The organism is Streptomyces sp. NPDC028722 (genome assembly GCF_040637655.1).
In the GTDB taxonomy this organism is placed as follows: domain Bacteria; phylum Actinomycetota; class Actinomycetes; order Streptomycetales; family Streptomycetaceae; genus Streptomyces.
The window spans coordinates 24834-46223 of record NZ_JBEZWU010000016.1 but is presented as its reverse complement, the minus strand read 5'-3'; the positions used below and the strand labels follow the sequence as shown (position 1 = coordinate 46223).

Below are 21390 nucleotides of genomic sequence, written 5' to 3'. Positions count from 1 at the left end.
GTCACGGCGCCGTCACGCCGCGGTCCGGCCCGCCGGGAAGCGGGCGCTCCGGGTGTTCCCGGCAGCGCCCCGTCCCCGGCGGGCCGGCGCTCACGCGGGGCGTTGCAGCACCGTCAGGCTGCGGTCCGGCAGGGTGATCCGGTCGCCGGCCGCGACCTTCTCGCCCGTGTTCGGCGGCACCCCGTCCGGGCGGGCCGTGTCGACCACCACCTGCCACTGCCGGCCGAGGTCGGCCGGCACCAGGAAGTCCAGCGGCTCGGGCGAGGCGTTGAACATCAGCAGGAAGGAGTCGTCGGCGATGTGCTCCCCGCGCGGGCCGGGTTCCGAGATCGCGTTGCCGTTCAGGAACACCGTCAGCGCGGACGCCGGCGCCGAGTCCCAGTCCTGCTGGGTCATCTCGCCGCCGTCGGGGGTGAACCAGGCGATGTCGGACAGCTCGTCGTGCGGGCCCTCCACCGGGCGGCCGTGGAAGAAGCGGCGCCGGCGGAAGACCGGGTGGTCCCGGCGCAGCCACACCATCGAGCGGACGAACTCCAGCAGGTCGCTCTCCAGGGAGTCCGGCCAGCCCACCCACGACAGCTCGTTGTCCTGGCAGTAGGCGTTGTTGTTGCCGCCCTGGGTGCGGGCGAACTCGTCGCCGTGGCTGATCATCGGCACGCCCTGGGAGAGCATGAGCGTGGCGATGAAGTTCCGCATCTGCCGGGCGCGCAGCCCCAGCACCTCGGGGTCGTCGGTGTCGCCCTCCGCCCCGCAGTTCCAGGACCGGTTGTGGCTCTCGCCGTCCCGGTTGTCCTCGCCGTTGGCGTCGTTGTGCTTGTCGTTGTACGCGACGAGGTCGTGCAGCGTGAAGCCGTCGTGGCAGGTGACGAAGTTGATGGAGGCCAGCGGACGGCGGCCGTCGTCCTGGTAGAGGTCCGAGGAGCCGGTGAGCCGGGAGGCGAACTCCGCCAGCGCGCGCGACTCGCCCCGCCACAGGTCCCGCACGGTGTCCCGGTACTTTCCGTTCCACTCGGTCCACATGGGCGGGAAGTTGCCCACCTGGTAGCCGCCCTCGCCGACGTCCCACGGTTCGGCGATCAGCTTCACCTGGGAGACCACCGGGTCCTGCTGCACCAGGTCGAAGAACGACGACAGCCGGTCCACCTCGTGGAACTGCCGGGCCAGGGTGGCCGCGAGGTCGAAGCGGAAGCCGTCGACGTGCATCTCGGTGACCCAGTAGCGCAGCGAGTCCATGATCAGCTGGAGTACGTGCGGGGACCGCATGAGCAGCGAGTTGCCGGTGCCCGTGGTGTCCATGTAGTAGCGGGGATCCTCGGTCAGGCGGTAGTACGACGGGTTGTCGATGCCCTTGAAGGACAGCGTCGGGCCCAGATGGTTGCCCTCGGCGGTGTGGTTGTAGACGACGTCCAGGATCACCTCGATCCCGGCCTCGTGCAGGGCCCGGACCGCCGACTTGAACTCCAGCACCTGCTGGCCGCGGTCGCCCCAGGAGGCGTACGCGTTGTGCGGGGCGAAGAAGCCGAGGGTGTTGTATCCCCAGTAGTTGTTCAGGCCCATGTCGACCAGCCGGTGGTCGTTCACGAACTGGTGGACGGGCATCAGTTCGAGCGCCGTCACGCCGAGCTTGGTCAGGTGTTCGATGACCGCCGGATGGGCGAGCCCCGCGTAGGTGCCCCGCAGTTCCTCCGGGAGCCCGGGGTGCCGCATGGTCAGGCCCTTGACGTGGGCCTCGTAGATCACCGTGCGGTGGTACTCGGTGCGGGGCGGCCGGTCGTCGCCCCAGTCGAAGTAGGGGTTGATGACCACCGACGCCATGGTGTGCGGAGCCGAGTCCAGGTCGTTGCGCCGTTCCGGGTCGTCGAAGTGGTAGCCGTACACCTCCTCGCCCCACCGGATCGATCCGCTGACCGCCTTCGCGTACGGGTCGAGCAGCAGCTTCGCCGAGTTGCAGCGCAGCCCGCGCGCGGGGTCGTACGGGCCGTGCACCCGGAACCCGTACCGTTGTCCCGGCATCACGCCCGGAAGGTACGCGTGCCGCACGAATGCGTCGCTCTCGCGCAGTTCCACGGCCGTCTCCGAGCCGTCGTCGTGCAGCAGACACAGTTCTACTCGGTCCGCGGCCTCCGTGAAGACCGCGAAGTTGGTACCGGCGCCGTCATAGGTGGCGCCGAGCGGATACGCCTCGCCAGGCCAGACCTGCATGGATACGACTCTCCCAGGTGTGCTGCCGCCGGGAGCCGTGTTGACCCCCGAATGTGCCCGAAAGTGGCGGAACCCTCCGCGACTTACGTCCCTCTTACCCACCGACCAGTGCGCATGGCGGTTCTGGTACCCGCCCTGCGCCGAACCAGCGGGGGCAAACACGTACTCCCGACGACCACGGGCAGCAAGGGGAAGATGTGCGCGAGACAGTCCACCGCCATCTGGGGAAATTACTGGCCGGCACGGCCCTAGCGGTGGCGGGGACCGCCGCGATGGTCGCGGTCACCCTGCCGGGCACGGCGGGCGCGGACGACTCCGGGGGCGCCCGGGGCGGCGGAGGCGGCGGCCCCCGGGCCGCGGGGCGGGCCGCTGAGGGGCCGGACGGCGTCCGGCCGGGCGTCGTGGAGCGGGCGCCCGCCCAGCGGGAACAGGGCACGGGCCGTGACCCGCTGACCGACGACGAGATCCGGCGCGTCGAGAAGGCCGCCGTGACCGGGCGGCTGTCGGTCACGGGCCGCGACGCCGGCGGAGGCCGCGGACCGCAGCGCCTCGCCGTCGACCTCGCCGAACCCGGGCCCGGCGAGGCCGACGACCCGGACGCGCCGCGCCGGGCCGACGTGACCCTCTACGACTACCGGACCGACACCCTCGTCACCACGACCGTCGACCTGCGGACCGGGAAGGCCGAGCGGACCGGCACCCGGCGCGGCGTCCAGCCGCCGCCGAGCCGCGCCGAGAACGCCGAGGCGGCCCGGATCCTCATCGCCTCCCCGCTCGGCGCGGGTCTGCGGGAGGACTACAAGGACGCCACCGGCAGGGAGCTGACCTCCCCGGACCAGCTGGAGCTGAGCGGCGGCGTCTACCGGGCGGCACCGGGCGCCCAGCCCGCGGTGCTCGACGACTGCGGGGTGCAGCGCTGCGTGCGGCTGTTCTCCAAGGCCCGGAACGGCCCCTGGATCGACACCCGGGACCTGGTGATCGACCTCAGCACCCGCAAGGCCGCCGCCCTCGACCGGGGCTGACCGGCCTCCGCCCGCCTCACCCACCCGACCTCCGGCAAGGGAGTCACCTCGTCATGCCCGCACAGCACCTGCCCGGCGGCGTCCGGGCCCGAGCCGCCGGCCGTGTCCGCAAGGGAGCGGCCGTCGCCTTCTCCCTCGCCGCGCTGGCCGCCGGCGCCACCACGGCCGCCGGCCCGGCCGCGGCCCGCCCGCAGACCGCGGCCGCGCCGGCCGCCGGATGCAGCACCGCCTACCGAATCGAACAGAAGCTGTCCACCGGCACGACCTGGCGTATGTGCCGGCGCTACGACAGCAAGGCCGGCCTCGTCCTGGAGAACATCTCCTACCAGCCCAAGGGCGAGACCAAGCCGATCAAGGTCCTCAACAGCGCCAGACTCGGCCAGATCCACGTCCCCTACGACGACGGCAAGCACGAGTACGACGACCTGACGGGCCAGGGCTTCGCCCAGGGGCTGATGGAGCTGGCGCCCGGCGAATGCCCCGGCGGCACCATCAAGTCGGTCAGGGTGCCGGACGGGGATCCGCGGCACCCGGACGTCAAGGGCCTGTGCACGACCACCCGTTCGCGTGGCCACGCCTACCGGATGGCCGACCTCCCCACCGGCCGGGTCCACCAGGCCCAGGGCAAGGACCTGCTGGTCTACACGGTCAACCAGGTCGGCTGGTACGAGTACATCACCGAGTGGCGGTTCCGGGACGACGGCACGATCGACATGAACGTCGGCGCGACCGGCAGCCTCTCCTGGGAGGACTACAACGCCCAGGACGGTCGGGGCTGGCCCATCGGCAAGGGCGCCAAGGACTACTCCACCAGCCACAGCCACAACGTCTTCTGGCGGCTGGACTTCGGCCTCGACGGCTCCTCCCGCACGAAGGTCGAGCAGTACGACTCGACCGTCAGCGCCCCCTCCGGCCGGCAGGAGGGCCCGTCCGCCAGGACCACCCGCACCAAGGTCACCAGGGAACTCGCCGCCGACTACCGGACCTACCGCTGGTGGCGGGTGGTCAGCGCGACCGGCCGGAACAAGGACGGCCACGCCCGCTCCTACGAGCTGGTCCCCGGGCCCACCACCCGGTATCCCGGCCGCAGCTTCACCCGGCACGACATGTACGTCACCGAGTACGACCCGTGCGAGCTGTTCGCCAGCAACAACCCCGGGTGCGCCGCCGGACACCCGCAGTCCGTCGACAAGTGGGTCGACGGCCAGACCCTCAGCCACCCGGTGGTCTGGATGAACGTCGGCTTCCACCACATCGCGCGGGACGAGGACCAGCAGCCCATGCCCGTGCACTGGCAGGGCTTCTCCATCGCCCCCCGGGACGTCACGGCTATGAATCCGCTCACTCCGAAGGACCTGGCATGGCAGAACGGTCACTGGCGATGGCGTAGTTGAGCGCGGCGGACGGGAAACCGACCTGACCGTCCGGCTGCACCGCCGACCCCTCGCGGAGTACCCTTCCTTGATCGTTGAGACGGGAAAGGCCCGGGGGAGCGGAAGGCGGTGCGCGGGTGGGCTCGGGAGGGCTGGAGCTGCCTTCTGGTGACGAGGGTCACGAGGGGAACTCCGCAGACGTCCCGCCCGGCGCGGTGTCCCTGGCCCGGCCGATGGACGCGGGATCCATCGGGCCGGAGCTGGACTGGGACGCCGACGCCTGGCGCGAGGTGCACACCCGCGCGCAGCGGGCCGGCCGGGCCTACATCTGGCTGAACCTCGTCGAACAACGGCTGCGCACGGTCGTGGCCGCCGTGCTGCGGCCCGTCTACGAACCCGTCCACGGCGACGAGTGGGTGGTCGCCGCGGCCGGCCCGGCCGGGCAGGAATGGGTGCAGCGCGCGGTCGCCGTACGCGAGGTCAGCCGTCGCAAGGGCTATCTGCTCGACCCGGCCGACGACAACGTGCTCAGCTTCCTCACACTGCCGCAGCTGCGCGAGCTGGTGGTGCAGCACTGGCCGTGCTTCGAGCCCTACTTCGACGAACGCCGAGACCTCGAACTCGCCCTGGACGAGCTGGAGGTGACCCGCAACGTCGTCTCCCGCAACCGGGCCCTGTCGGAGGCGGTCCTCGGCCAGGCGGAGCGGGCCTCGGCGCGGCTGCTGGAGATGCTCGGCGCGGGCGGGGACGTCCCCTCGGCGCGCCGACTGCCCGTCGACGCGGTCGAGGACCTGGTCGGCGACCGGTACGCCGACGTCGTCGCCGTCCACTCCGACCGGGTGCGGCTGCTGCGCCAGTTCCCGGCCGAGGACATCTTCGACGGCGCCCGCCGGCTCGACGCCATCGGCATCGGGCTCAACCTGCTGGTGCAGAACTTCTCCGGGCGGCGCCTGCTCCGGCTCGCGGAGTCCGGCTGCCGGGTGCGGCTGCTCTTCCTCAATCCGGCCTCCAGCTCGGTCAAACGCCGCGAACGCGAACTGGGGATGAAACGGGGTGAACTGGGCCGCTCCGTGGAGATGAACATCCTGCACATGCGCCGGGTGCGGTCGAGGCTGCGCGACCCGGGCGCCTTCGAGATCCAGGTGTACGACGAGACGCCCCGCTTCACCGCGTACCTGGTGGACGGCGACGGCGCCGACGGCGTGGCCGTGGTGCAGTCCTATCTGCGCGGGGCGCGGGGCATGGAGTCGCCGGTGCTGGTGCTGCGCAACGGCAGCCGGGTGGTCAGACCGGACCGGTCGGGAGAAGCCGGGCTCTTCCCGACATACCGCGAGGAGTTCGAGCTGGCCTGGGCGGATTCGCGCCCCGTGTCCTGAACGGTCCGCGCGGCCGAGCGGAACGCGGTCCCCCGATTGTCAGTGGCGCGTGCGAGGGTGAAAGCCACTGGGGGAAAGCACCACCAAGAAGGGGGGCCGCCCATGGGCTGGCACCAGGAGCTGCTGATCGGCTTCGACCTGGAGACGACCGGGACCGATCCGCGCGAGGCGCGCATCGTCACGGCTGCCGTGATCGAGGTGCGGGCCGGCGAGCCCATGGGGCACCGGGAGTGGCTGGCCGATCCGGGCGTGGAGATCCCGGCCGACGCGGTCGCCGTGCACGGCATCACCAACGAACGCGCGACGGCCGAGGGGCGCCCGGCCGACCTGGTCGCCGACGCCGTCGCGGACGCCCTGGTGTCCTACTGGACGGCGGGCGTCCCGGTCGTCGCCTACAACGCGGCCTTCGACCTCAGCCTGCTCTCGGCGGAACTGCGCCGGTACGGCCTGCCGTCCCTCTCCGACCGGCTGGGCGGCATGCGGCCCGCCCCGGTCATCGACCCCTACACCATCGACCGCCGGGTCGACCGCTACCGCCGCGGCAAGCGGAACCTGGAAGCGGTCTGCGCCGAGTACGGCATAGTCCTCGGCGCCGCGCACGACGCCTCCGCCGACGCCCTGGCCGCGGCCCGCCTCGCCGCCGCGATAGCCGCCCGCCACCCGAAGATCGCCGACCTCGGCCCGGCCGAACTGCACCACCGTCAGATCGAGTGGTACGCGGCCTGGGCGGCGGACTTCCAGGCGTTCCTGCGCCGCAAGGGGGACGCGGGGGCCGTGGTGGACGGGGTGTGGCCGCTGCGGGAGCCGGTGGACGAGCGGGTCTGAGCGGGCGGTTGCCGGCTCAGAACGGATACCAGCGCACCGTCTCGTCGCCGTCGCGCAGGGAGGCCACCCGGCGCCGGAACTCGGCCAGCGCCTTCGGGTTGCCCGGCGCGTGCTGGGCCACCCAGGCGCAGCTGGCCGTCTCCCGGGCGCCCCGCAGCACCGCGCAGCCCTCCCACTCCCGCACGTCCCAGCCGTACGCCGAGGTGAAGGAGTCGTAGGCCTCGGCGGGCAGTCCGTACCGGTCGCGGGAGAGGGCCATGACCACCAGGTCGTGCTCGCGCAGATCGGCCGAGAAGGTCTCCAGGTCGACCAGGACCGGACCGTCCGGCCCGATGTGCACGTTGCGGGGCAGCGCGTCACCGTGGACCGGGCCCGGGGTCAGCCGCGGGGTCAGCGCCGCCGCCCGGGCCGCGAAGCCGTCACGGCGCGCACGCAGCCAGGCGGCGTCCTCGGGGTCGATCGCGTCGCCGGCGAGCCGCAGCCAGCGCTCCACACCGCCCAGCAGATCGCGGGGCGGCAGGGCGAAGGGGGGCGAGGGGAGGGCGTGCACGATCCGCAGCAGCCCGGCCAGGTCCCGCGGTTCGGCGGGCCGCACGGCATCCGCCATCCGGTGCCACACGGTCACCGGATGGCCGTCCACCAGCAGCGGCTCGGGCTCGGCCGCCCGCACGGCCGGGACGCCCGCCCCGGCCAGCCAGCCGGCGACGGCCAGCTCGCGCCCGGCCCGCTCCAGCAGTTCGGCGTCGCGGCCCACCTTCACCACCAGGCCGCCGGCGGCGAACACCGCGTTCTCGCCGAGGGCCAGGAGCCGCGCGTCCCGGGCCGGGCCCGGCAGCACTCCCGCCCGGGCCAGTACGTCCCGTGCCCGTGCCTCGTCCATCGTCGTGCCTCCGTGCTGTCTTCCGCGCGGTCCATGGGCCCACCGCGTGTGCCGGACGGGGGGCCCGTACCCGGCCAGTCTCCCATTCGGCCAGGTGGGCACGTGGGCGCGGTCCTTCTGACGAGGTGTCGGGCCTCGACGCACACGAGCACGCCGGTCCGAGCGGGCGCGGGAGCGCCGGAAGCAGCGAACACGGAAAACCTGTTAGACGAGACGTTTCGTCTCGCATAGGGTCCTCGGCATGACACCAGTGACCGCACCCGCCCACATCGCCATGTTCTCCATCGCCGCGCACGGCCATGTGAACCCCAGCCTGGAGGTCGTCCGCGAACTCGTCGCCCGCGGCCACCGGGTCACGTACGCCATCCCACCGGTCCTCGCCGACAAGGTGGCCGCCACCGGCGCCGAGCCCGTGCCCTACACCTCCATCCTGCCCGGCCCCGACGCCGACCCCGACGCGTGGGGCAGCACCCTGCTGGACAACGTGGAACCCTTCCTGGACGACGCCGTCCAGGCGCTCCCGCAGCTCACCGCCGCCTACGCCGGTGACACGCCCGACCTCGTCCTGCACGACATCGCCTCCTACCCGGCCCGCGTCCTCGCCCACCGCTGGGGCGTCCCCGCGATCTCGCTCTCCCCGAACCTCGTCGCCTGGGAGGGTTACGAGGAGGAGGTCGCCGAGCCGATGTGGCGCGAACCGCGGCGGACCGAGCGCGGACAGGCGTACTACGCCCGGTTCGAGGCGTGGCTGGCCGAGAACGGCATCACCCGGCACCCGGACTTCTTCGTCGGCCGCCCGGCACGCTCCCTGGTGCTCATCCCGAAGGCGCTCCAGCCGCACGCCGACCGGGTCGACGAAAGCGTCCACACGTTCGTCGGCGCCTGCCAGGGCGACCTCGCCGGCCAGGACGACTGGCAGCGGCCCGCCGGCGCGGAGAAGGTCGTGCTCGTCTCCCTCGGCTCGGCGTTCACCAAGCAGCCCGCGTTCTACCGCGCGTGCGTGCGCGCCTTCGCCGACCTGCCCGGCTGGCACCTCGTCCTCCAGACCGGCCCGCACGTGACCCGCGCCGAGCTGGGCGACGTACCGGCCGATGTGGAGGTCCACAGCTGGGTGCCCCAGCTGGCGATCCTGCGGCAGGCCGACCTGTTCGTCACCCATGCGGGCGCCGGCGGCAGCCAGGAGGGCCTGGTCACCGCCACGCCGATGATCGCCGTACCGCAGGCCGTCGACCAGTTCGGCAACGCCGACATGCTCCAGGGCCTCGGCGTCGCGCGGCACCTGCCGGCCGAGCGGGCCACCGCCGAGCGGCTCCGCGAGGCCGCGCTCGCCCTCGTGGACGATCCGGAGGTCGCCCGCCGGCTGGACGAGATCCGGGCGGAGACGGCCCGGGAGGGCGGCACCCGGCGGGCGGCGGACCTCATCGAGGCCGAACTCCCGGGCCGCCGCCCGTGACGCACGTCCGTCAGGGGTGCGTGACGCCTCCCCTCCGCCCACCCCGCCGGCGGCCGGCAAGGGTGAGGCGTGGCATGCCGGTCGGGCCACCCGCACGGCGGGGTGCGACGGCGCGTGTGCCAGGCTCTGCGGCATGCGCTACCTCATCATCGGAGCGGGAGCCGTCGGCGGCACCGTCGGCGGGCGGCTGGCCCAGGCCGGGCGCGAGGTCGTCCTCGTCGCCCGCGGCCGGCACCTGGCGGCCCTGCGCGCCCACGGACTGCGACTGCGCGTCCCCGAAGGCGAGTCGACCTACCGGCTGCCCGCCGTCGACGGGCCGGGCCCGCTCGGCGAGCTGCGCGCCGACGACGTCCTCGTCCTCGCCGTCAAGACGCAGGACACCGTGGCCGCCCTGGACGCCTGGGCAGACGTACCCGTCGCCGGGGGCGGCACGGCGGCCGAACGGCTGCCGCTGGTCTGCCTCCAGAACGGCGTCGAAGGCGGACGGCTGGCGCTGCGCCGCTTCCAGCACGTCCACGGCGTCTGCGTCTGGCTGCCCTCGACGTTCGTGGAACCCGGTGTCGTCTCCGCCGCCGGCACCCCGCTGACCGGCATCCTCCACCTCGGCCGCGTCCCGCACGGCACCGATGACACCGCCCGGCGGATCGCCGCCGACCTGGCGGACGCCCGGTTCGAGGCGCCGGTCGTGCCCGACGTGGCCCGCTGGCAGTACGCCAAACTGCTCGCCAACCTCGGCAACGCCCTGGAAGCGCTCAGCGGGCCCGTGACCGGCGAGGACGCCGAGGGCCTCTACGCGCGCGTGCGGGCCGAGGGCGAGGCCGTGCTCGACGCCGCCGGGATCGGGTACGCCAGCGCGGAGGAACAGCGCGCGGCACGCGGCGACAAGGTCACCCTCGTCCCGCTGGACGGCGCCCCGCGCGGCGGCGGTTCCTCCTGGCAGTCCCTGGCCCGGGGCACCGGCACCATCGAGGCGGACCACCTCAACGGCGAGATCGTCCTGCTGGGCCGGCTGCACGGCGTGCCGACGCCGCTGAACGCCCTGCTGCAACGCCTCGCGAACCGGTTCGCGCGCGAACGCCGGCCGGCCGGGTCCCTGCCGGTCACCGAACTGGTCCGGCTGGCCGACGAGGCGGCACAGCAGGGCAGTTGACGCCTGCCGCCCCGCCCGAGACGCGTCGGGGCGGGCGGCGGGGAGGCGTCCTGTGGGAGTCGAGTGGACCAGGGAAAGGGGCGTCGATTGGGCCGGGACTTCGGCCCAACGGCCCTCTAGCGTCGGCGGTATGACGCACAGCAGCACCGGAACCGCTCCCGACGCCACCACCTCCCCCACCCGGATCGACTTCTTCTTCGACCCGGCCTGCCCCTTCGCCTGGATCACCTCCCGCTGGCTCCTGGAGGTCGAGCGGCTGCGCCCGGTCGACCTCCGGTTCCGGGTGATGAGCCTGTACCTGCACAACACCGGCAACGAACTCCCCGACTGGTACCGGGACCTGGTGGACCGCTCGATCGGCCCGGTGCGGGTCGCGGTGGCCGCCGCCGAGCGCCACGGCGAGACGGTGCTGCGCGACCTGTACACCGCGTTCGGGACCCGCATCCACGCACAGGGCGGCAAGGACTTCGACAAGGTGATCGAGGAGTCACTGGCCGAACTCGGGCTCCCCGCCGAGCTGTCGGCCGCCGCCCACGACCCGTCGTACGACGAGGCGGTCCGCCGCAGCCACACGGCCGGTGCCGAAGCGGAGACCGGCGGCTACGTCGGCACCCCCACCCTCCACCTCGACGGCACGGTGTGGTTCGGGCCCGTGCTGCGCGCCGTTCCCCGCGGTGCCGAAGCGGCCGAACTCTTCGACAGCTTCCGGGTACTGGCCCGGCATCCCGACCTCTTCGAACTGAAGCGCACCCGTACCGGCGCCCTCCGCTTCGACTGACCCGCAGGGCGAGTTGGCCGATAACCGCCCCTGACGCGCGTCGGCTCCGGCAGCCCTGTGACGCGGACGCCGGGCCCGACGCAGAACAAAGAGCCACCGCGGTCCGACGTCACAGGGGAACGCCGGACCGCGGCGGCCGATAGCACACATCCGCCTGAGGGCGGGCCGGCTCACCGAACCTCGCGACAGTCCCCGCGCACCGTCCCTAGGGTGAAACGCGTGGAGGGGACGGATGACGGTGACGGACGCACCACCAGGCGACACGCAGGGGCGGAGCCCCGCCCGCGAGCCGGTGTGCCCGGCGCCGTCCGGCGCCCGGGACGCGCGCGTGGCCGCTCGCGGCGGCGCCTCCGGTCACCGCCGTGCCGGCTTCCGGGGGCCGGTCAACACGCACCTGTCACCCGGACGGGTGGCTGTTTTCGGCCCTCTCGGCGCCCCGCGGTCGCGCGGGACGTTCCCGGCCACCCGCGGACCCGCGGCATCGGTGACGTCGGCCGTCCCGGCACCTTCAGCCGCGCAGGGGACGGTCCTCCCGGACGGGCGGCGCACCGAAGTCGCGATCCCCAGCCATCCGACGGCTCCTGCGGCCCGGACCCGAGCCGCCGCCCCAGAAGCGAGGACAGGACATGAGCACCTACCACTTCGGACCCGACCACGGCCCGGCCGACCTCGATGACCGCGGCCGGACCCGCACCCCCTACGTCACCCCGGACCTGCCCCCGCTCATGGATGTCGCCGACCGGTTCACCGAGGCGCTGCGCGCCGAGTACCCGCAGCTGGTGAGCAACGGCGAGGTCGTCCAGCGGGAACTGGCACAGTCCGCGGAGGACGGTCTGCCGCCCAACCGGGGCCGGATCCGCACCGCCCTGGAGAACGTCGCCATCGGCGCGGCGGCCGGCACCGCCAGCCTCACCTTCACCCAGCAGCTGACCGACGCCCTCGGTCTGTGAGCGCCCGGGGTCCCGCCGCCACGGGGCCCCGGGCGTCGGGTACCCCGCTCGCCGCGCCGGCCGTCACGCGCCGAGCGCCGCCACGGCCGGGCGGCGGGCCGCGTCGTACCGTGCCAGCAGCACCCGCGCCACCTCCGGCGCCGCACCGAGCACATCGGCCAGTACGTCCGCACCGGCCGCGCCGCGGGCGATGCGGTCCGGCAGGAAGCCGGGGGCCAGGACGTACGGCGCGACGGCGACCCGTGCGGAGCCGAGGGCCCGCAGGTCCCGTACGGCGTCCTCGGTGCGTGGCAGGGACGCGGAGGCGAACGCGGGCATCACGGCGCACCAGCCGGTGCGCCACCAGTCCCGCGCGAGGGAGGCGATCACCGCGATCGCCTCCGGGTCGGAGGACCCCGCCGAGGCCAGCACGACCCCGGTCGAGGCCTTGTCGGCGGGCGTCAGCCCCGCCTCGTACAGCCGCCGTTCCAGCGCGGACAGCAGCAGCGGGGACGGGCCGAGCACGTCCGCCTGCCGGATCCGCAGCCGCGCCGGCGCGTCCCGCAGCACCGCGGGGATGTCGGCCTTGGCGTGGAAGGCCCGGGTGAGCAGCAGCGGCAGCGCCACCACGTCCCGCACCCCCTCCGCCGCCAGCGACTCCAGCACCCCGGGAGCGGACGGCACGTTGAAGTCGAGGAAGCCGGTCTCCACGCGCAGGCCCGGCCGCAGCGACCGTACCCGCTCCACGAGGGCGTGCACGGTCGCGGCGTGCCGCGGATCGCGGCTGCCGTGGGCGATGACGAGGAGGACCGGCTCACTGCGCACGGGACGTCAGCTCTTCACCAGCAGACCGCGGCTGCGCAGCACCCACCGCTCCAGCGGACTGAAGATCAGCAGGTCGATCGCGATACCGACGAACAGGATGAGCAGGATCGCCTCGAACACCATGGCCATGTCGCTGGCGGTGCGCGCGTTCTCCAGCAGCTGGCCGAGGCCCACGCCCAGGTCGGGGAAGGAGGCGATGATCTCCGCGGCCATCAGCGAGCGCCAGGAGAAGGCCCAGCCCTGCTTCAGGCCCGCCACGTAGCCGGGCAGTGCCGCGGGCAGGGTGATGTGCCAGACGCCCTTCAGCCCGGTCGCGCCCATCGTCCGCCCCGCCCGCAGGAACAGCGGCGGCACCTGGTCGACGCCGGACACCAGGCCGTTGGCGATGGACGGGACCGCGCCGAGCAGGATGACCGCGTACATCATCTTGTTGTTCAGGCCCAGCCAGATCAGGGCCGGGGGCACCCACGCCACCGACGGCAGCGACTGGAGACCGGACAGGATCGGGCCGATGGCGGCGCGCACGAACTTGACGCGCGCGACGACGAGTCCCAGCGGGGTCCCGATCAGCAGGGCGAAGAAGAAGCCGAGCAGGCCGCGGGAGACGCTGGTCCAGATGTAGTCGAGCAGCTTGCCCTGCAACCAGTCGTTCTGGACCGCGTGCCAGACCGCCGAGGGGGACGGCAGCTTGGTCGGATCGTCGGCGATCCCCAGGGTGATCAGACCCTGCCAGACCAGCAGGACCACGATGATCGCGCTGACCGGCGGCAGGACCTTGTCGACGAGGGTCCGCCGCAGGGAGGGGCGGCTGGTGGCGGAGGTCTCCAGGGCGTCGAGGCCGGCCTCGACGCTCCCGGCGTCCTTGACCGGTGTCGTCTCAGTGCTGGCCATGGCGGCGGATCTCCCCACGCAGAACTTCGGTGATCTCGAGAGACAGTTCCGCCACGGGCGCGTCCTCGATGCGGCGCGGCTGCGGAATGTCGACCCTCCACTCGCGGGCCACCCGGCCCGGGCGGGAGGACAGCAGGACGACCCGCTGGGCGAGCCGGACCGCCTCGCGCACGTTGTGCGTCACGAACAGCACGGACAGGCCCGTCTCCTGCCAGATGCGGGTCAGTTCGTCGTGCAGCACGTCCCGGGTGATGGCGTCGAGAGCCGCGAACGGCTCGTCCATCAGCAGCAGACCGCTCTCCTGCGCCAGCGCGCGGGCCAGCGCGACGCGCTGGCGCATTCCACCGGACAGCTCGTGCACGCGTTTGCCGTACGCGCCCTTCAGCCGGACCAGTTCGAGCAGTTCCTCGGCCTTGGGACGGCGTTCGGGCTTGGGAACCCCCCTCAGTTTCAGGGCGAGTTCTATGTTCTTCCCCGCGGTCAGCCACGGGAAGAGGGCGTGTTCCTGGAACATCAGGGCCGGCCGGCCGTCCGTGCGGATGGCTCCGGCGGACGGCCGGTCGAGACCGGCCACCAGGTTCAGCAGCGTGGACTTGCCGCAGCCCGAGGCCCCCAGGAGGGTGACGAACTCGCCCGGCGCGACATCGATGCTGATGTCGTCCAGGACGAGCTGCTGCCCGCCCGGTGTCGCGAAGGACTTCGAGACGTGCTCGAGGCGTGCCGCGTACTCGACCGCCTGGTCGGCCTTGGTGAGGGTCGTGGCCATGGTCGTCACCTCCTGGGAAGTCATCGGGGACCGGCGTCAGCTGGCGCCGAGACCGGCGGCGTCGACCGGGCTCCCGCCCGCGGCCTTGAGGACCTTGTTGAGGATCGTCAGGTCGTAGATGCCCTTGAGGTCCGGCTTCTCCAGCAGACCGGCCCGGACCGCGTGCTCCGCCTCGGTGTGCAGGGTCGCGGCCAGCGGGTCGTCCGTGATCTGGATGGACTTCCACGCCGGGTCCAGGACCGCGGCCGGGAGCGCCTTGCCGGAGTCCGTCTCCAGCTGCTTGTTCGCCGCGGCCTTCGCCTCGTCCGGGTTGGCGTTGATCCACTTGTTGGTCTCGACGGAGGCCTTCAGGACCGCCTCGACGGCCTTCGGGTGCGCCTTGAGGAACTTCTGCGACACGATGATGTTCGTGATCACGAACTTCTTGTCGGGCCACAGCGCCGACTCGTCCAGCAGCACCTTGCCGCCCTCGGCGACCAGCTTGGACGCGGTCGGTTCCGGCACCCAGGCGCCGTCGATGGAGCCGGACCTGTAGGCGTCCGGCGTCACCTTGTTGTCGGTGCGGACGACCGTGACGTCACCCTTGCCGCTCTGCGCGTCGACCTTCCAGCCCTGGTCCGCGGCCCAGTTCAGGAACGCCACGTCCTGCGTGTTGCCCAGCTGCGGCGTGGCGATCCGCTTGCCCCTGACGTCCTTCAGGGACTTGATCTTCTTCGGGTCGACGACCAGCTTCACCCCGCCGGACGCCGAACCGCCGACGATCTTCAGGCTCTGTCCGCCGGACTTGGTGTAGCCGTTGATCGCCGGGGAGGGGCCGATCCAGCCGATGTCGATGGAGCCGGAGTTGAGGGCCTCGATCTCGGACGGGCCGGCGTTGAAGATCGCGGGCTTGACCGCGGTGGCGCCCAGCGCCTTCTGGAAGAAGCCCTTCTGCATGCCGACCAGGGCGGTCGCGTGGGTCAGGTTGCCGAAGTAGCCGATCTTGACGGAGTCGAGCCCGTCGGTCTTCTTCGCCCCGGCGGCGACCTTGGTGGTGGTGTCGTTCTTGGACTCGGACCCGTAGCCGCAGGCGGCCAGGGTGAGCAGGGGGAGAGCGGCGAAGGCGGCTATGCCGCGGCGGAGGAGGGTGGAGCGGTTGACAGGCACGGGAGGCGTTCCTCTCGTTGGCCCGGCGGTCACGGTCTCTCAGATCGTGGCCGGGAGATCGGCGTTCGGTCTTCGCTTCCGGGGCGGGGGTCCCCCCGCCTGCGAGCGAAGTCGAGCATGTGCGGGAGGGTGGGGGGACGGGGCGCGCAGGCGGTGCGCGTACGTCATCACACACATCGGGCTACCCCGCCCTGTCCGCTGCCGAGGGCGCCGCTGCCGACGCGGCCGCCCTCCTTCGCGAACGTCGCATAGAAATCGGTCGTCGTCATGGTCAGAAGTCCCACCCGTCGTCGGTCTCGTCCTTGACCGGTTCGGGGGACGCGAACGACTCGCCGACCATGCCCGCGGTGAGCGTGGTGCCGTCGGCGGGGTCGATCAGGATGAAGGAGCCCGTGCGGCGCGAGTCGGCGTAGGAGTCCAGCGGCAGCGGCTCGGCTGTACGGATCTTCACCCGGCCGATGTCGTTGGCGACGAGCTGTCCCGGGTGCGGGTGCAGGGACAGGTCGTCGAGGGTGAGCCGGGACGGGATGTCCTTCACGACCGCCTTGACCGTGCGGGTGCCGTGCTTGAGCAGTACCCGGTGGCCGACGGTCAGTGGGGCGTCGGCGACATGGCAGACGGTCGCCTCCACGTCCTGCGTGGTGGCCGGGGCGTCCTCGGTCGGGACGATCAGGTCGCCGCGCGAGACGTCGATGTCGTCCTCCAGCAGGACCGTCACCGACTGCGTCGTCCAGGCCGCGTCGACCGGCTCGCCCAGCAGGTCGATCCCGGCGATCCGCGTGGTCCGGCCGGACGGCAGGACCGTGACGGCCTCGCCGACCCGGAACGTGCCGGCCGCGATCTGGCCCGCGTACCCCCGGTAGTCCGGGTGCTCGGCGGACTGCGGCCGGATCACGTACTGCACGGGCAGCCGCGCGTGGCAGTGTGCCAGGTCGTGGCTGACCGGCACGGTCTCCAGGTGCTCCAGCACGGTGGGACCGCCGTACCAGTCCATGTTCGCGGACGGCTCCACCACGTTGTCCCCGGCGAGCGCCGAGATCGGGATGGTGGTGACCTCGGGGACGCCCAGCTCGATCGCGTACGCCGTGAACTCCTCGGCGATCGCGGCGAACACCGGTTCCGCGTACCCGACGAGGTCCATCTTGTTCACGGCCAGGACGACGTGCGGGACCCGGAGCAGGGCGGCGATGGCCGCGTGCCGGCGGGTCTGTTCGACCACGCCGTTGCGGGCGTCGACCAGGACCACCGTCAGCTCGGCGGTGGAGGCGCCCGTGACCATGTTGCGGGTGTACTGCACGTGGCCCGGCGTGTCGGCCAGGATGAACCGGCGGCGCGGGGTCGCGAAGTAGCGGTAGGCGACGTCGATGGTGATGCCCTGCTCCCGCTCGGCGCGCAGGCCGTCGGTGAGCAGCGCCAGGTCCGGGCCCTCCTGGCCGCGGCTCGCGGAGACGCGCTCCACGGCCTCCAGCTGGTCGGTGAGGACCGACTTGGAGTCGTGCAGCAGCCGCCCGACGAGCGTGGACTTGCCGTCGTCCACGGAACCGGCCGTGGCGAACCGCAGCAGGGTGGTCTCGCGGAGGACCTCGGTCGTGGTCGTGCTCATCGTCAGAAGTATCCCTCGCGCTTGCGGTCTTCCATCGCGGCCTCGGACATCTTGTCGTCGGCGCGGGTCGCGCCCCGCTCGGTGAGCCGGGAGGCGGCGATCTCGGTGATCACGGCTTCGAGCGTGGTGGCGTCGGAGTCGACGGCGCCGGTGCACGACATGTCACCGACGGTGCGGTAGCGCACCTGCCGCAGCTCGACGGTCTCGGCGTCCTTTGGGCCGCCCCACTCGCCGGCCGTCAGCCACATGCCGGCGCGCCGGAACACCTCGCGCTCGTGCGCGAAGTAGATCTGCGGCAGCTCGATGCCCTCCCGGGCGATGTACTGCCAGACGTCCAGCTCGGTCCAGTTCGACAGCGGGAACACCCGGACGTGCTCGCCGGGGGCGTGCCGGCCGTTGTACAGGTTCCACAGCTCGGGGCGCTGGCGGCGGGGGTCCCACTGGGAGAACTCGTCGCGCAGGGAGAAGACGCGCTCCTTGGCACGGGCCTTCTCCTCGTCCCGGCGTCCGCCGCCGAACACGGCGTCGAACCGCTCGCTCTGGATCTTCTCGGTGAGGGGAAGGGTCTGGAGCGGGTTGCGGGTGCCGTCGGGCCGTTCCTTGAGCACACCGCGGTCGATGTACTCCTGGACGGAGGCCACATGGAGGCGCAGCCCATGTGCGGCGACCACACGGTCCCGGTACTCGAGAACCTCCGGGAAGTTGTGTCCGGTGTCCACATGGAGCAGGGAGAACGGGACCGGGGCCGGGGCGAACGCCTTCAGCGCCAGGTGGAGCATGACGATGGAGTCCTTGCCGCCGGAGAACAGGATCACCGGATTCTCGAACTCGCCCGCCACCTCGCGGAAGATGTGCACGGCCTCGGACTCGAGGGCGTCCAGATGCGACAGGGCGTACGGGCTGTGCGTGCCCTCTTCCACCGTGACGACCGCGGTCATGCCCATCCCCTCTCGCTCAGCAGCGCGTACACCGACGCCGCGGACTCCTGCACCGTCTGGTGCTGCGACTCGATCCGCAGGTCGGGTCCGACCGGCTCCTCGTACGGGTCGTCCACGCCGGTCAGCCCGGTCAGCTCGCCCGCGGCCTGCTTGGCGTACAGCCCCTTCACATCGCGCTCGCTGCACACCTCGACCGGGGTCGCCACATGGATCTCCAGGTACGGCGTCCCGTTCTCCTCGTGCCGCTTGCGCACCGCGTCCCGGCTGTCCGCGTACGGCGCGATCACCGGCACCAGCGCCGTGACGCCGTTGCGGGCGAGCAGTTCGGCGACGAAGCCGATGCGCTGCACATTGGTGTGCCGGTCCTCCCGGGAGAAGCCGAGGCCCGCCGAGATGAACTCGCGGATCTCGTCGCCGTCGAGCACCTCGACGCGCCGGCCGCCGGCACGCAGCCGGCCGGCCAGCTCGTACGCGATGGTGGTCTTGCCGGCGCTCGGCAGGCCCGTGAGCCAGACGGTGGCTCCGGTCGTCACGTGGGTCTCCTGAATCTGGTCGTTCGTCATCCGTGCAGTCCGCACTCGGTCTTGCCGCTGCCCGCCCAGCGGCCGGCGCGCGCGTCCCCGCCCTCCAGGACCCGGCGGGTGCACGGGGCGCAACCGACGGAGGTGTAGCCGTCCGTCAGCAACGGGTTGGCGAGCACGCCGTGTTCGGCGATGTACGCGTCCACGTCGTCCTGGGTCCAGCGGGCGATCGGCGAGACCTTGACCTTGCGCCGCTTCTCGTCCCAGCCGACGACCGGGGTGTTCGCCCGCGTCGGGGACTCGTCGCGGCGCAGGCCGGTCGCCCACGCCCGGTAGTTCCTCAGGCCCTCGTCGAGGGGGCGCACCTTGCGCAGGGCGCAGCACAGGTCGGGGTCGCGGTCGTGCAGCTTCGGGCCGTACTCCGCGTCCTGCTCGGCGACCGTCTGCCTCGGCGTGAGGGTGATGACGTTGACGTCCATCACGGCCTCCACGGCGTCCCGGGTGCCGATGGTCTCCGGGAAGTGGTAGCCGGTGTCGAGGAAGACGACGTCCACGCCCTTCAGCACGCGCGAGGCGAGATGGGCGACCACGGCGTCCTCCATGGAGGAGGTGACGCAGAACTCGTCTCCGAAGGTGTCCACGGCCCACCGGAGGATCTCCAGTGCGCTGGCGTCCTCCAGATCCCGGCCCGCCTGCTCGGCGAGTGCCTTCGACTCCTCGTCGGTACGGCCTTCCTGAGCCGTCGTCATATGCGCTCGTCCCCTTCGTGGTCGGCTCGCTGGAGCCCCCGGGCCAGCAGCCCGAGGAACTTCAGCCGGAAGGCGCGGTTGCACGCCCCGCATTCCCAGGCGCCGTGACCCTCGTCGCCCGGACGCAGGTCCTCGTCGCCGCAGTAGGGGCAGTAGAAGGGCGCGGCCCGCTCGCTCACGACAGTGCCTCCTCGGACGCTCGCGCCGCCCAGGCCGCGAACCGCTCGCCGGCCTCGCGCTCCGCCTGGAACCGCTTCAGCACCCGCTCGACGTAGTCGGGCAGTTCCTCCGCGGTGACCTTCAGGCCGCGCACCTTGCGGCCGAAGCCCGCCTCCAGGCCGAGCGCGCCGCCGAGGTGCACCTGGTAGCCCTCGACCTGCCGCCCCTGGCCGTCGAGGACCAGCTGGCCCTTGAGACCGATGTCCGCGACCTGGATACGGGCGCACGCGTTCGGGCAGCCGTTGAGGTTGATGGTGATCGGCTCGTCGAAGTCCGGCAGCCGGCGCTCCAGTTCGTCGATCAGCTGGGAGCCGCGCTGCTTGGTCTCGACGATGGCGAGCTTGCAGAACTCGATGCCGGTGCAGGCCATGGTGCCGCGCCGGAAGGAGGACGGCCGGGCGGTGAGGTCCAGCGCCTCAAGGCCCTCGACCAGCGACTCGACCCGGTCCTGCTCGACATCGAGGACGATCATCTTCTGCTCGACCGTGGTCCGCACCCGGCCCGAGCCGTGTGCCTCCGCGAGGTCGGCGATCTTCGTCAGCGTGGCACCGTCCACCCGGCCGACGCGCGGGGCGAACCCGACGTAGAACCGGCCGTCCTGCTGCCGGTGCACGCCGATGTGGTCGCGCCACTGCTGCACGGGCTGCTCGGGAGCGGGGCCGTCGGCCAGCTTGCGGTGCAGGTACTCGTCCTCCAGCACCTGCCGGAACTTCTCCGCGCCCCAGTCGGCGACCAGGAACTTCAGGCGGGCACGCGTGCGCAGCCGGCGGTAGCCGTAGTCACGGAAGATGGAGATGACGCTCTCGTAGACGTCCGGCACCTCGTCGATCGGCACCCAGGTGCCCAGGCGCACGCCCAGCTTGGGGTTGGTCGACAGGCCGCCGCCCACCCACACGTCGAAGCCCGGCCCGTGCTCGGGGTGCCGTACGCCGACGAAGGCCACGTCGTTGATCTCGTGCACGACGTCCAGCAGCGGCGAGCCCGAGATGGCCGTCTTGAACTTCCGCGGCAGGTTCGAGTAGGCCGGGTTGTTCAGGACGCGGCGCTTCATCTCCTCCAGCGCCGGCGTGGCGTCGATGATCTCGTCCTCGGCGATGCCCGCCACCGGGGAGGCGATCATCACGCGCGGGGTGTCGCCGCAGGCGGTGACGGTGGACAGGCCGACGCCCTCCAGCCGTTCCCAGATCGCGGGCACGTCCTCGATCCGGATCCAGTGGTACTGCACGTTCTGCCGGTCCGTGATGTCGGCGGTGCCGCGCGCGAACTCCTGGGAGACCTCGCCGATCACCCGCAGCTGCCGCGTGGTGAGCGCGCCACCGTCGATGCGGACGCGGAGCATGAAGTACTCGTCGTCCAGCTCCTCCGGCTCCAGGATCGCGGTCTTGCCACCGTCGATCCCGGGCTTGCGCTGGGTGTAGAGCCCCCACCAGCGCATCCGGCCGCGCAGGTCGTTGGGGTCGATCGAGTCGAAGCCGCGCTTGGAGTAGATCGTCTCAATGCGTGTCCGCACGTTGAGACCGTCGTCGTCCTTCTTGAACTGCTCGTTGCCGTTGAGCGGCGTGAAGTGACCCATGGCCCACTGACCCTCGCCGCGGTGACGGCTCACCTTGCGGCGGGGCGCGGAGGCGGCGGGGTCCTGTGGGGTGGCGGCCATGGTTCTACGTCCTTCGGGACAGGCGGAAATCGGCTCTGACCTGCGCGTACGTGCGCATGCGGGCAGGCGCGCGCGTCCTTGCGCGGCAGG

General features: G+C 72.3%; 20 protein-coding genes. 8 read left to right on the top strand and 12 right to left on the bottom strand.

Going from position 1 to position 21390, the window contains the following annotated elements:
* Positions 1 to 90: 90 nt before the first annotated feature.
* A complete protein-coding gene (glgX, locus tag AB0F03_RS23525; RefSeq protein ID WP_361995215.1) occupies positions 91 to 2202 on the bottom strand; it encodes a glycogen debranching protein GlgX in 2112 nt (703 codons plus the stop codon).
* Between the two features lie 197 nt (positions 2203 to 2399).
* Between glgX and AB0F03_RS23520 the strand changes: the two genes are divergently transcribed.
* From AB0F03_RS23520 to AB0F03_RS23505, 4 genes are all read left to right on the top strand, one after another.
* Positions 2400 to 3224 (top strand): Tat pathway signal sequence domain protein, encoded by an 825-nt coding sequence (locus AB0F03_RS23520; protein ID WP_361995213.1) that lies wholly within the window; start codon positions 2400 to 2402, stop codon positions 3222 to 3224.
* A gap of 53 nt (positions 3225 to 3277) precedes the next feature.
* On the top strand, positions 3278 to 4618 hold the full coding sequence (locus AB0F03_RS23515) for a copper amine oxidase (RefSeq protein WP_361995211.1): 1341 nt from the start codon (positions 3278 to 3280) through the stop codon (positions 4616 to 4618).
* 116 nt (positions 4619 to 4734) lie between these two features.
* Positions 4735 to 5973 carry an SAV2148 family HEPN domain-containing protein gene (locus tag AB0F03_RS23510; protein ID WP_361995209.1) on the top strand — a complete coding sequence of 413 codons (1239 nt, stop codon included), beginning with the start codon at positions 4735 to 4737 and terminating at the stop codon, positions 5971 to 5973.
* A 102-nt stretch (positions 5974 to 6075) separates the two neighbouring features.
* Positions 6076 to 6798 (top strand): 3'-5' exonuclease, encoded by a 723-nt coding sequence (locus AB0F03_RS23505; protein ID WP_361995207.1) that lies wholly within the window; start codon positions 6076 to 6078, stop codon positions 6796 to 6798.
* A 16-nt stretch (positions 6799 to 6814) separates the two neighbouring features.
* On the opposite strand, the gene AB0F03_RS23500 is transcribed toward AB0F03_RS23505, so the two are convergent.
* On the bottom strand, positions 6815 to 7678 hold the full coding sequence (locus AB0F03_RS23500) for an aminoglycoside phosphotransferase family protein (protein WP_361995205.1): 864 nt from the start codon (positions 7676 to 7678) through the stop codon (positions 6815 to 6817).
* A gap of 241 nt (positions 7679 to 7919) precedes the next feature.
* On the opposite strand from AB0F03_RS23500, the gene mgt reads away from it, so the two are divergent.
* The 4 genes from mgt to AB0F03_RS23480 all read left to right on the top strand — a co-directional run bounded on the left by mgt (position 7920) and on the right by AB0F03_RS23480 (position 12009).
* Positions 7920 to 9131, top strand: a complete 1212-nt coding sequence (mgt, locus tag AB0F03_RS23495) for a macrolide-inactivating glycosyltransferase (RefSeq protein WP_361995203.1) — start codon at positions 7920 to 7922, stop codon at positions 9129 to 9131.
* Between the two features lie 133 nt (positions 9132 to 9264).
* The gene (locus AB0F03_RS23490; protein WP_361995201.1) at positions 9265 to 10281 is read left to right on the top strand and encodes a 2-dehydropantoate 2-reductase N-terminal domain-containing protein; all 1017 of its coding nucleotides are present in this window, start codon (positions 9265 to 9267) and stop codon (positions 10279 to 10281) included.
* Between the two features lie 130 nt (positions 10282 to 10411).
* Positions 10412 to 11059 carry a DsbA family protein gene (locus AB0F03_RS23485; protein WP_361995199.1) on the top strand — a complete coding sequence of 216 codons (648 nt, stop codon included), beginning with the start codon at positions 10412 to 10414 and terminating at the stop codon, positions 11057 to 11059.
* Between the two features lie 626 nt (positions 11060 to 11685).
* Positions 11686 to 12009, top strand: coding sequence for a hypothetical protein (locus tag AB0F03_RS23480; RefSeq protein WP_361995197.1), 324 nt, complete (start codon positions 11686 to 11688; stop codon positions 12007 to 12009).
* A 63-nt stretch (positions 12010 to 12072) separates the two neighbouring features.
* On the opposite strand, the gene AB0F03_RS23475 is transcribed toward AB0F03_RS23480, so the two are convergent.
* The 10 genes from AB0F03_RS23475 to AB0F03_RS23430 all read right to left on the bottom strand — a co-directional run bounded on the left by AB0F03_RS23475 (position 12073) and on the right by AB0F03_RS23430 (position 21300).
* A complete protein-coding gene (locus AB0F03_RS23475) occupies positions 12073 to 12813 on the bottom strand; it encodes a sirohydrochlorin chelatase (RefSeq protein WP_361995195.1) in 741 nt (246 codons plus the stop codon).
* Positions 12814 to 12819: 6 nt separating this feature from the next.
* Complete coding sequence (locus tag AB0F03_RS23470; protein ID WP_361995193.1) at positions 12820 to 13704, bottom strand: ABC transporter permease; 885 nt, start codon at positions 13702 to 13704, stop codon at positions 12820 to 12822.
* Complete coding sequence (locus AB0F03_RS23465) at positions 13691 to 14470, bottom strand: ABC transporter ATP-binding protein (protein WP_361995191.1); 780 nt, start codon at positions 14468 to 14470, stop codon at positions 13691 to 13693. Before AB0F03_RS23465 ends, AB0F03_RS23470 begins: the two co-directional genes overlap by 14 nt.
* A 36-nt stretch (positions 14471 to 14506) precedes the next feature.
* Positions 14507 to 15616 (bottom strand): aliphatic sulfonate ABC transporter substrate-binding protein, encoded by a 1110-nt coding sequence (locus AB0F03_RS23460; protein ID WP_361995189.1) that lies wholly within the window; start codon positions 15614 to 15616, stop codon positions 14507 to 14509.
* A 271-nt stretch (positions 15617 to 15887) separates the two neighbouring features.
* Complete coding sequence (locus tag AB0F03_RS23455) at positions 15888 to 17219, bottom strand: GTP-binding protein (protein ID WP_361995187.1); 1332 nt, start codon at positions 17217 to 17219, stop codon at positions 15888 to 15890.
* Between the two features lie 2 nt (positions 17220 to 17221).
* Entirely contained in the window at positions 17222 to 18157 is a 936-nt protein-coding gene (gene cysD, locus AB0F03_RS23450; RefSeq protein WP_361995185.1) for a sulfate adenylyltransferase subunit CysD, read from the bottom strand.
* Positions 18154 to 18690, bottom strand: coding sequence for an adenylyl-sulfate kinase (gene cysC / locus AB0F03_RS23445; RefSeq protein WP_356816933.1), 537 nt, complete (start codon positions 18688 to 18690; stop codon positions 18154 to 18156). The genes cysD and cysC overlap by 4 nt, the downstream gene beginning before the upstream one ends.
* A 26-nt stretch (positions 18691 to 18716) precedes the next feature.
* Positions 18717 to 19427 (bottom strand): phosphoadenylyl-sulfate reductase, encoded by a 711-nt coding sequence (locus AB0F03_RS23440; RefSeq protein WP_361995183.1) that lies wholly within the window; start codon positions 19425 to 19427, stop codon positions 18717 to 18719.
* On the bottom strand, positions 19424 to 19606 hold the full coding sequence (locus AB0F03_RS23435) for a hypothetical protein (protein WP_356816929.1): 183 nt from the start codon (positions 19604 to 19606) through the stop codon (positions 19424 to 19426). Before AB0F03_RS23435 ends, AB0F03_RS23440 begins: the two co-directional genes overlap by 4 nt.
* Complete coding sequence (locus tag AB0F03_RS23430; protein WP_361995180.1) at positions 19603 to 21300, bottom strand: nitrite/sulfite reductase; 1698 nt, start codon at positions 21298 to 21300, stop codon at positions 19603 to 19605. Before AB0F03_RS23430 ends, AB0F03_RS23435 begins: the two co-directional genes overlap by 4 nt.
* Between the last annotated feature and the right edge of the window lie 90 nt (positions 21301 to 21390).

Coding starts and splice junctions, on each gene's coding strand:
- glgX (WP_361995215.1), bottom strand. CDS start 2,202: ATGCAGGTCTGGCCTGGCGAGGCGTATCCGCTCGGCGCCACCTATGAC.
- AB0F03_RS23440 (WP_361995183.1), bottom strand. CDS start 19,427: ATGACGACGGCTCAGGAAGGCCGTACCGACGAGGAGTCGAAGGCACTC.
- AB0F03_RS23430 (WP_361995180.1), bottom strand. CDS start 21,300: ATGGCCGCCACCCCACAGGACCCCGCCGCCTCCGCGCCCCGCCGCAAG.
- AB0F03_RS23485 (WP_361995199.1), top strand. CDS start 10,412: ATGACGCACAGCAGCACCGGAACCGCTCCCGACGCCACCACCTCCCCC.
- AB0F03_RS23470 (WP_361995193.1), bottom strand. CDS start 13,704: ATGGCCAGCACTGAGACGACACCGGTCAAGGACGCCGGGAGCGTCGAG.
- AB0F03_RS23515 (WP_361995211.1), top strand. CDS start 3,278: ATGCCCGCACAGCACCTGCCCGGCGGCGTCCGGGCCCGAGCCGCCGGC.
- AB0F03_RS23505 (WP_361995207.1), top strand. CDS start 6,076: ATGGGCTGGCACCAGGAGCTGCTGATCGGCTTCGACCTGGAGACGACC.
- AB0F03_RS23500 (WP_361995205.1), bottom strand. CDS start 7,678: ATGGACGAGGCACGGGCACGGGACGTACTGGCCCGGGCGGGAGTGCTG.
- AB0F03_RS23490 (WP_361995201.1), top strand. CDS start 9,265: ATGCGCTACCTCATCATCGGAGCGGGAGCCGTCGGCGGCACCGTCGGC.
- mgt (WP_361995203.1), top strand. CDS start 7,920: ATGACACCAGTGACCGCACCCGCCCACATCGCCATGTTCTCCATCGCC.
- AB0F03_RS23480 (WP_361995197.1), top strand. CDS start 11,686: ATGAGCACCTACCACTTCGGACCCGACCACGGCCCGGCCGACCTCGAT.
- AB0F03_RS23465 (WP_361995191.1), bottom strand. CDS start 14,470: ATGGCCACGACCCTCACCAAGGCCGACCAGGCGGTCGAGTACGCGGCA.
- cysD (WP_361995185.1), bottom strand. CDS start 18,157: ATGACCGCGGTCGTCACGGTGGAAGAGGGCACGCACAGCCCGTACGCC.
- AB0F03_RS23455 (WP_361995187.1), bottom strand. CDS start 17,219: ATGAGCACGACCACGACCGAGGTCCTCCGCGAGACCACCCTGCTGCGG.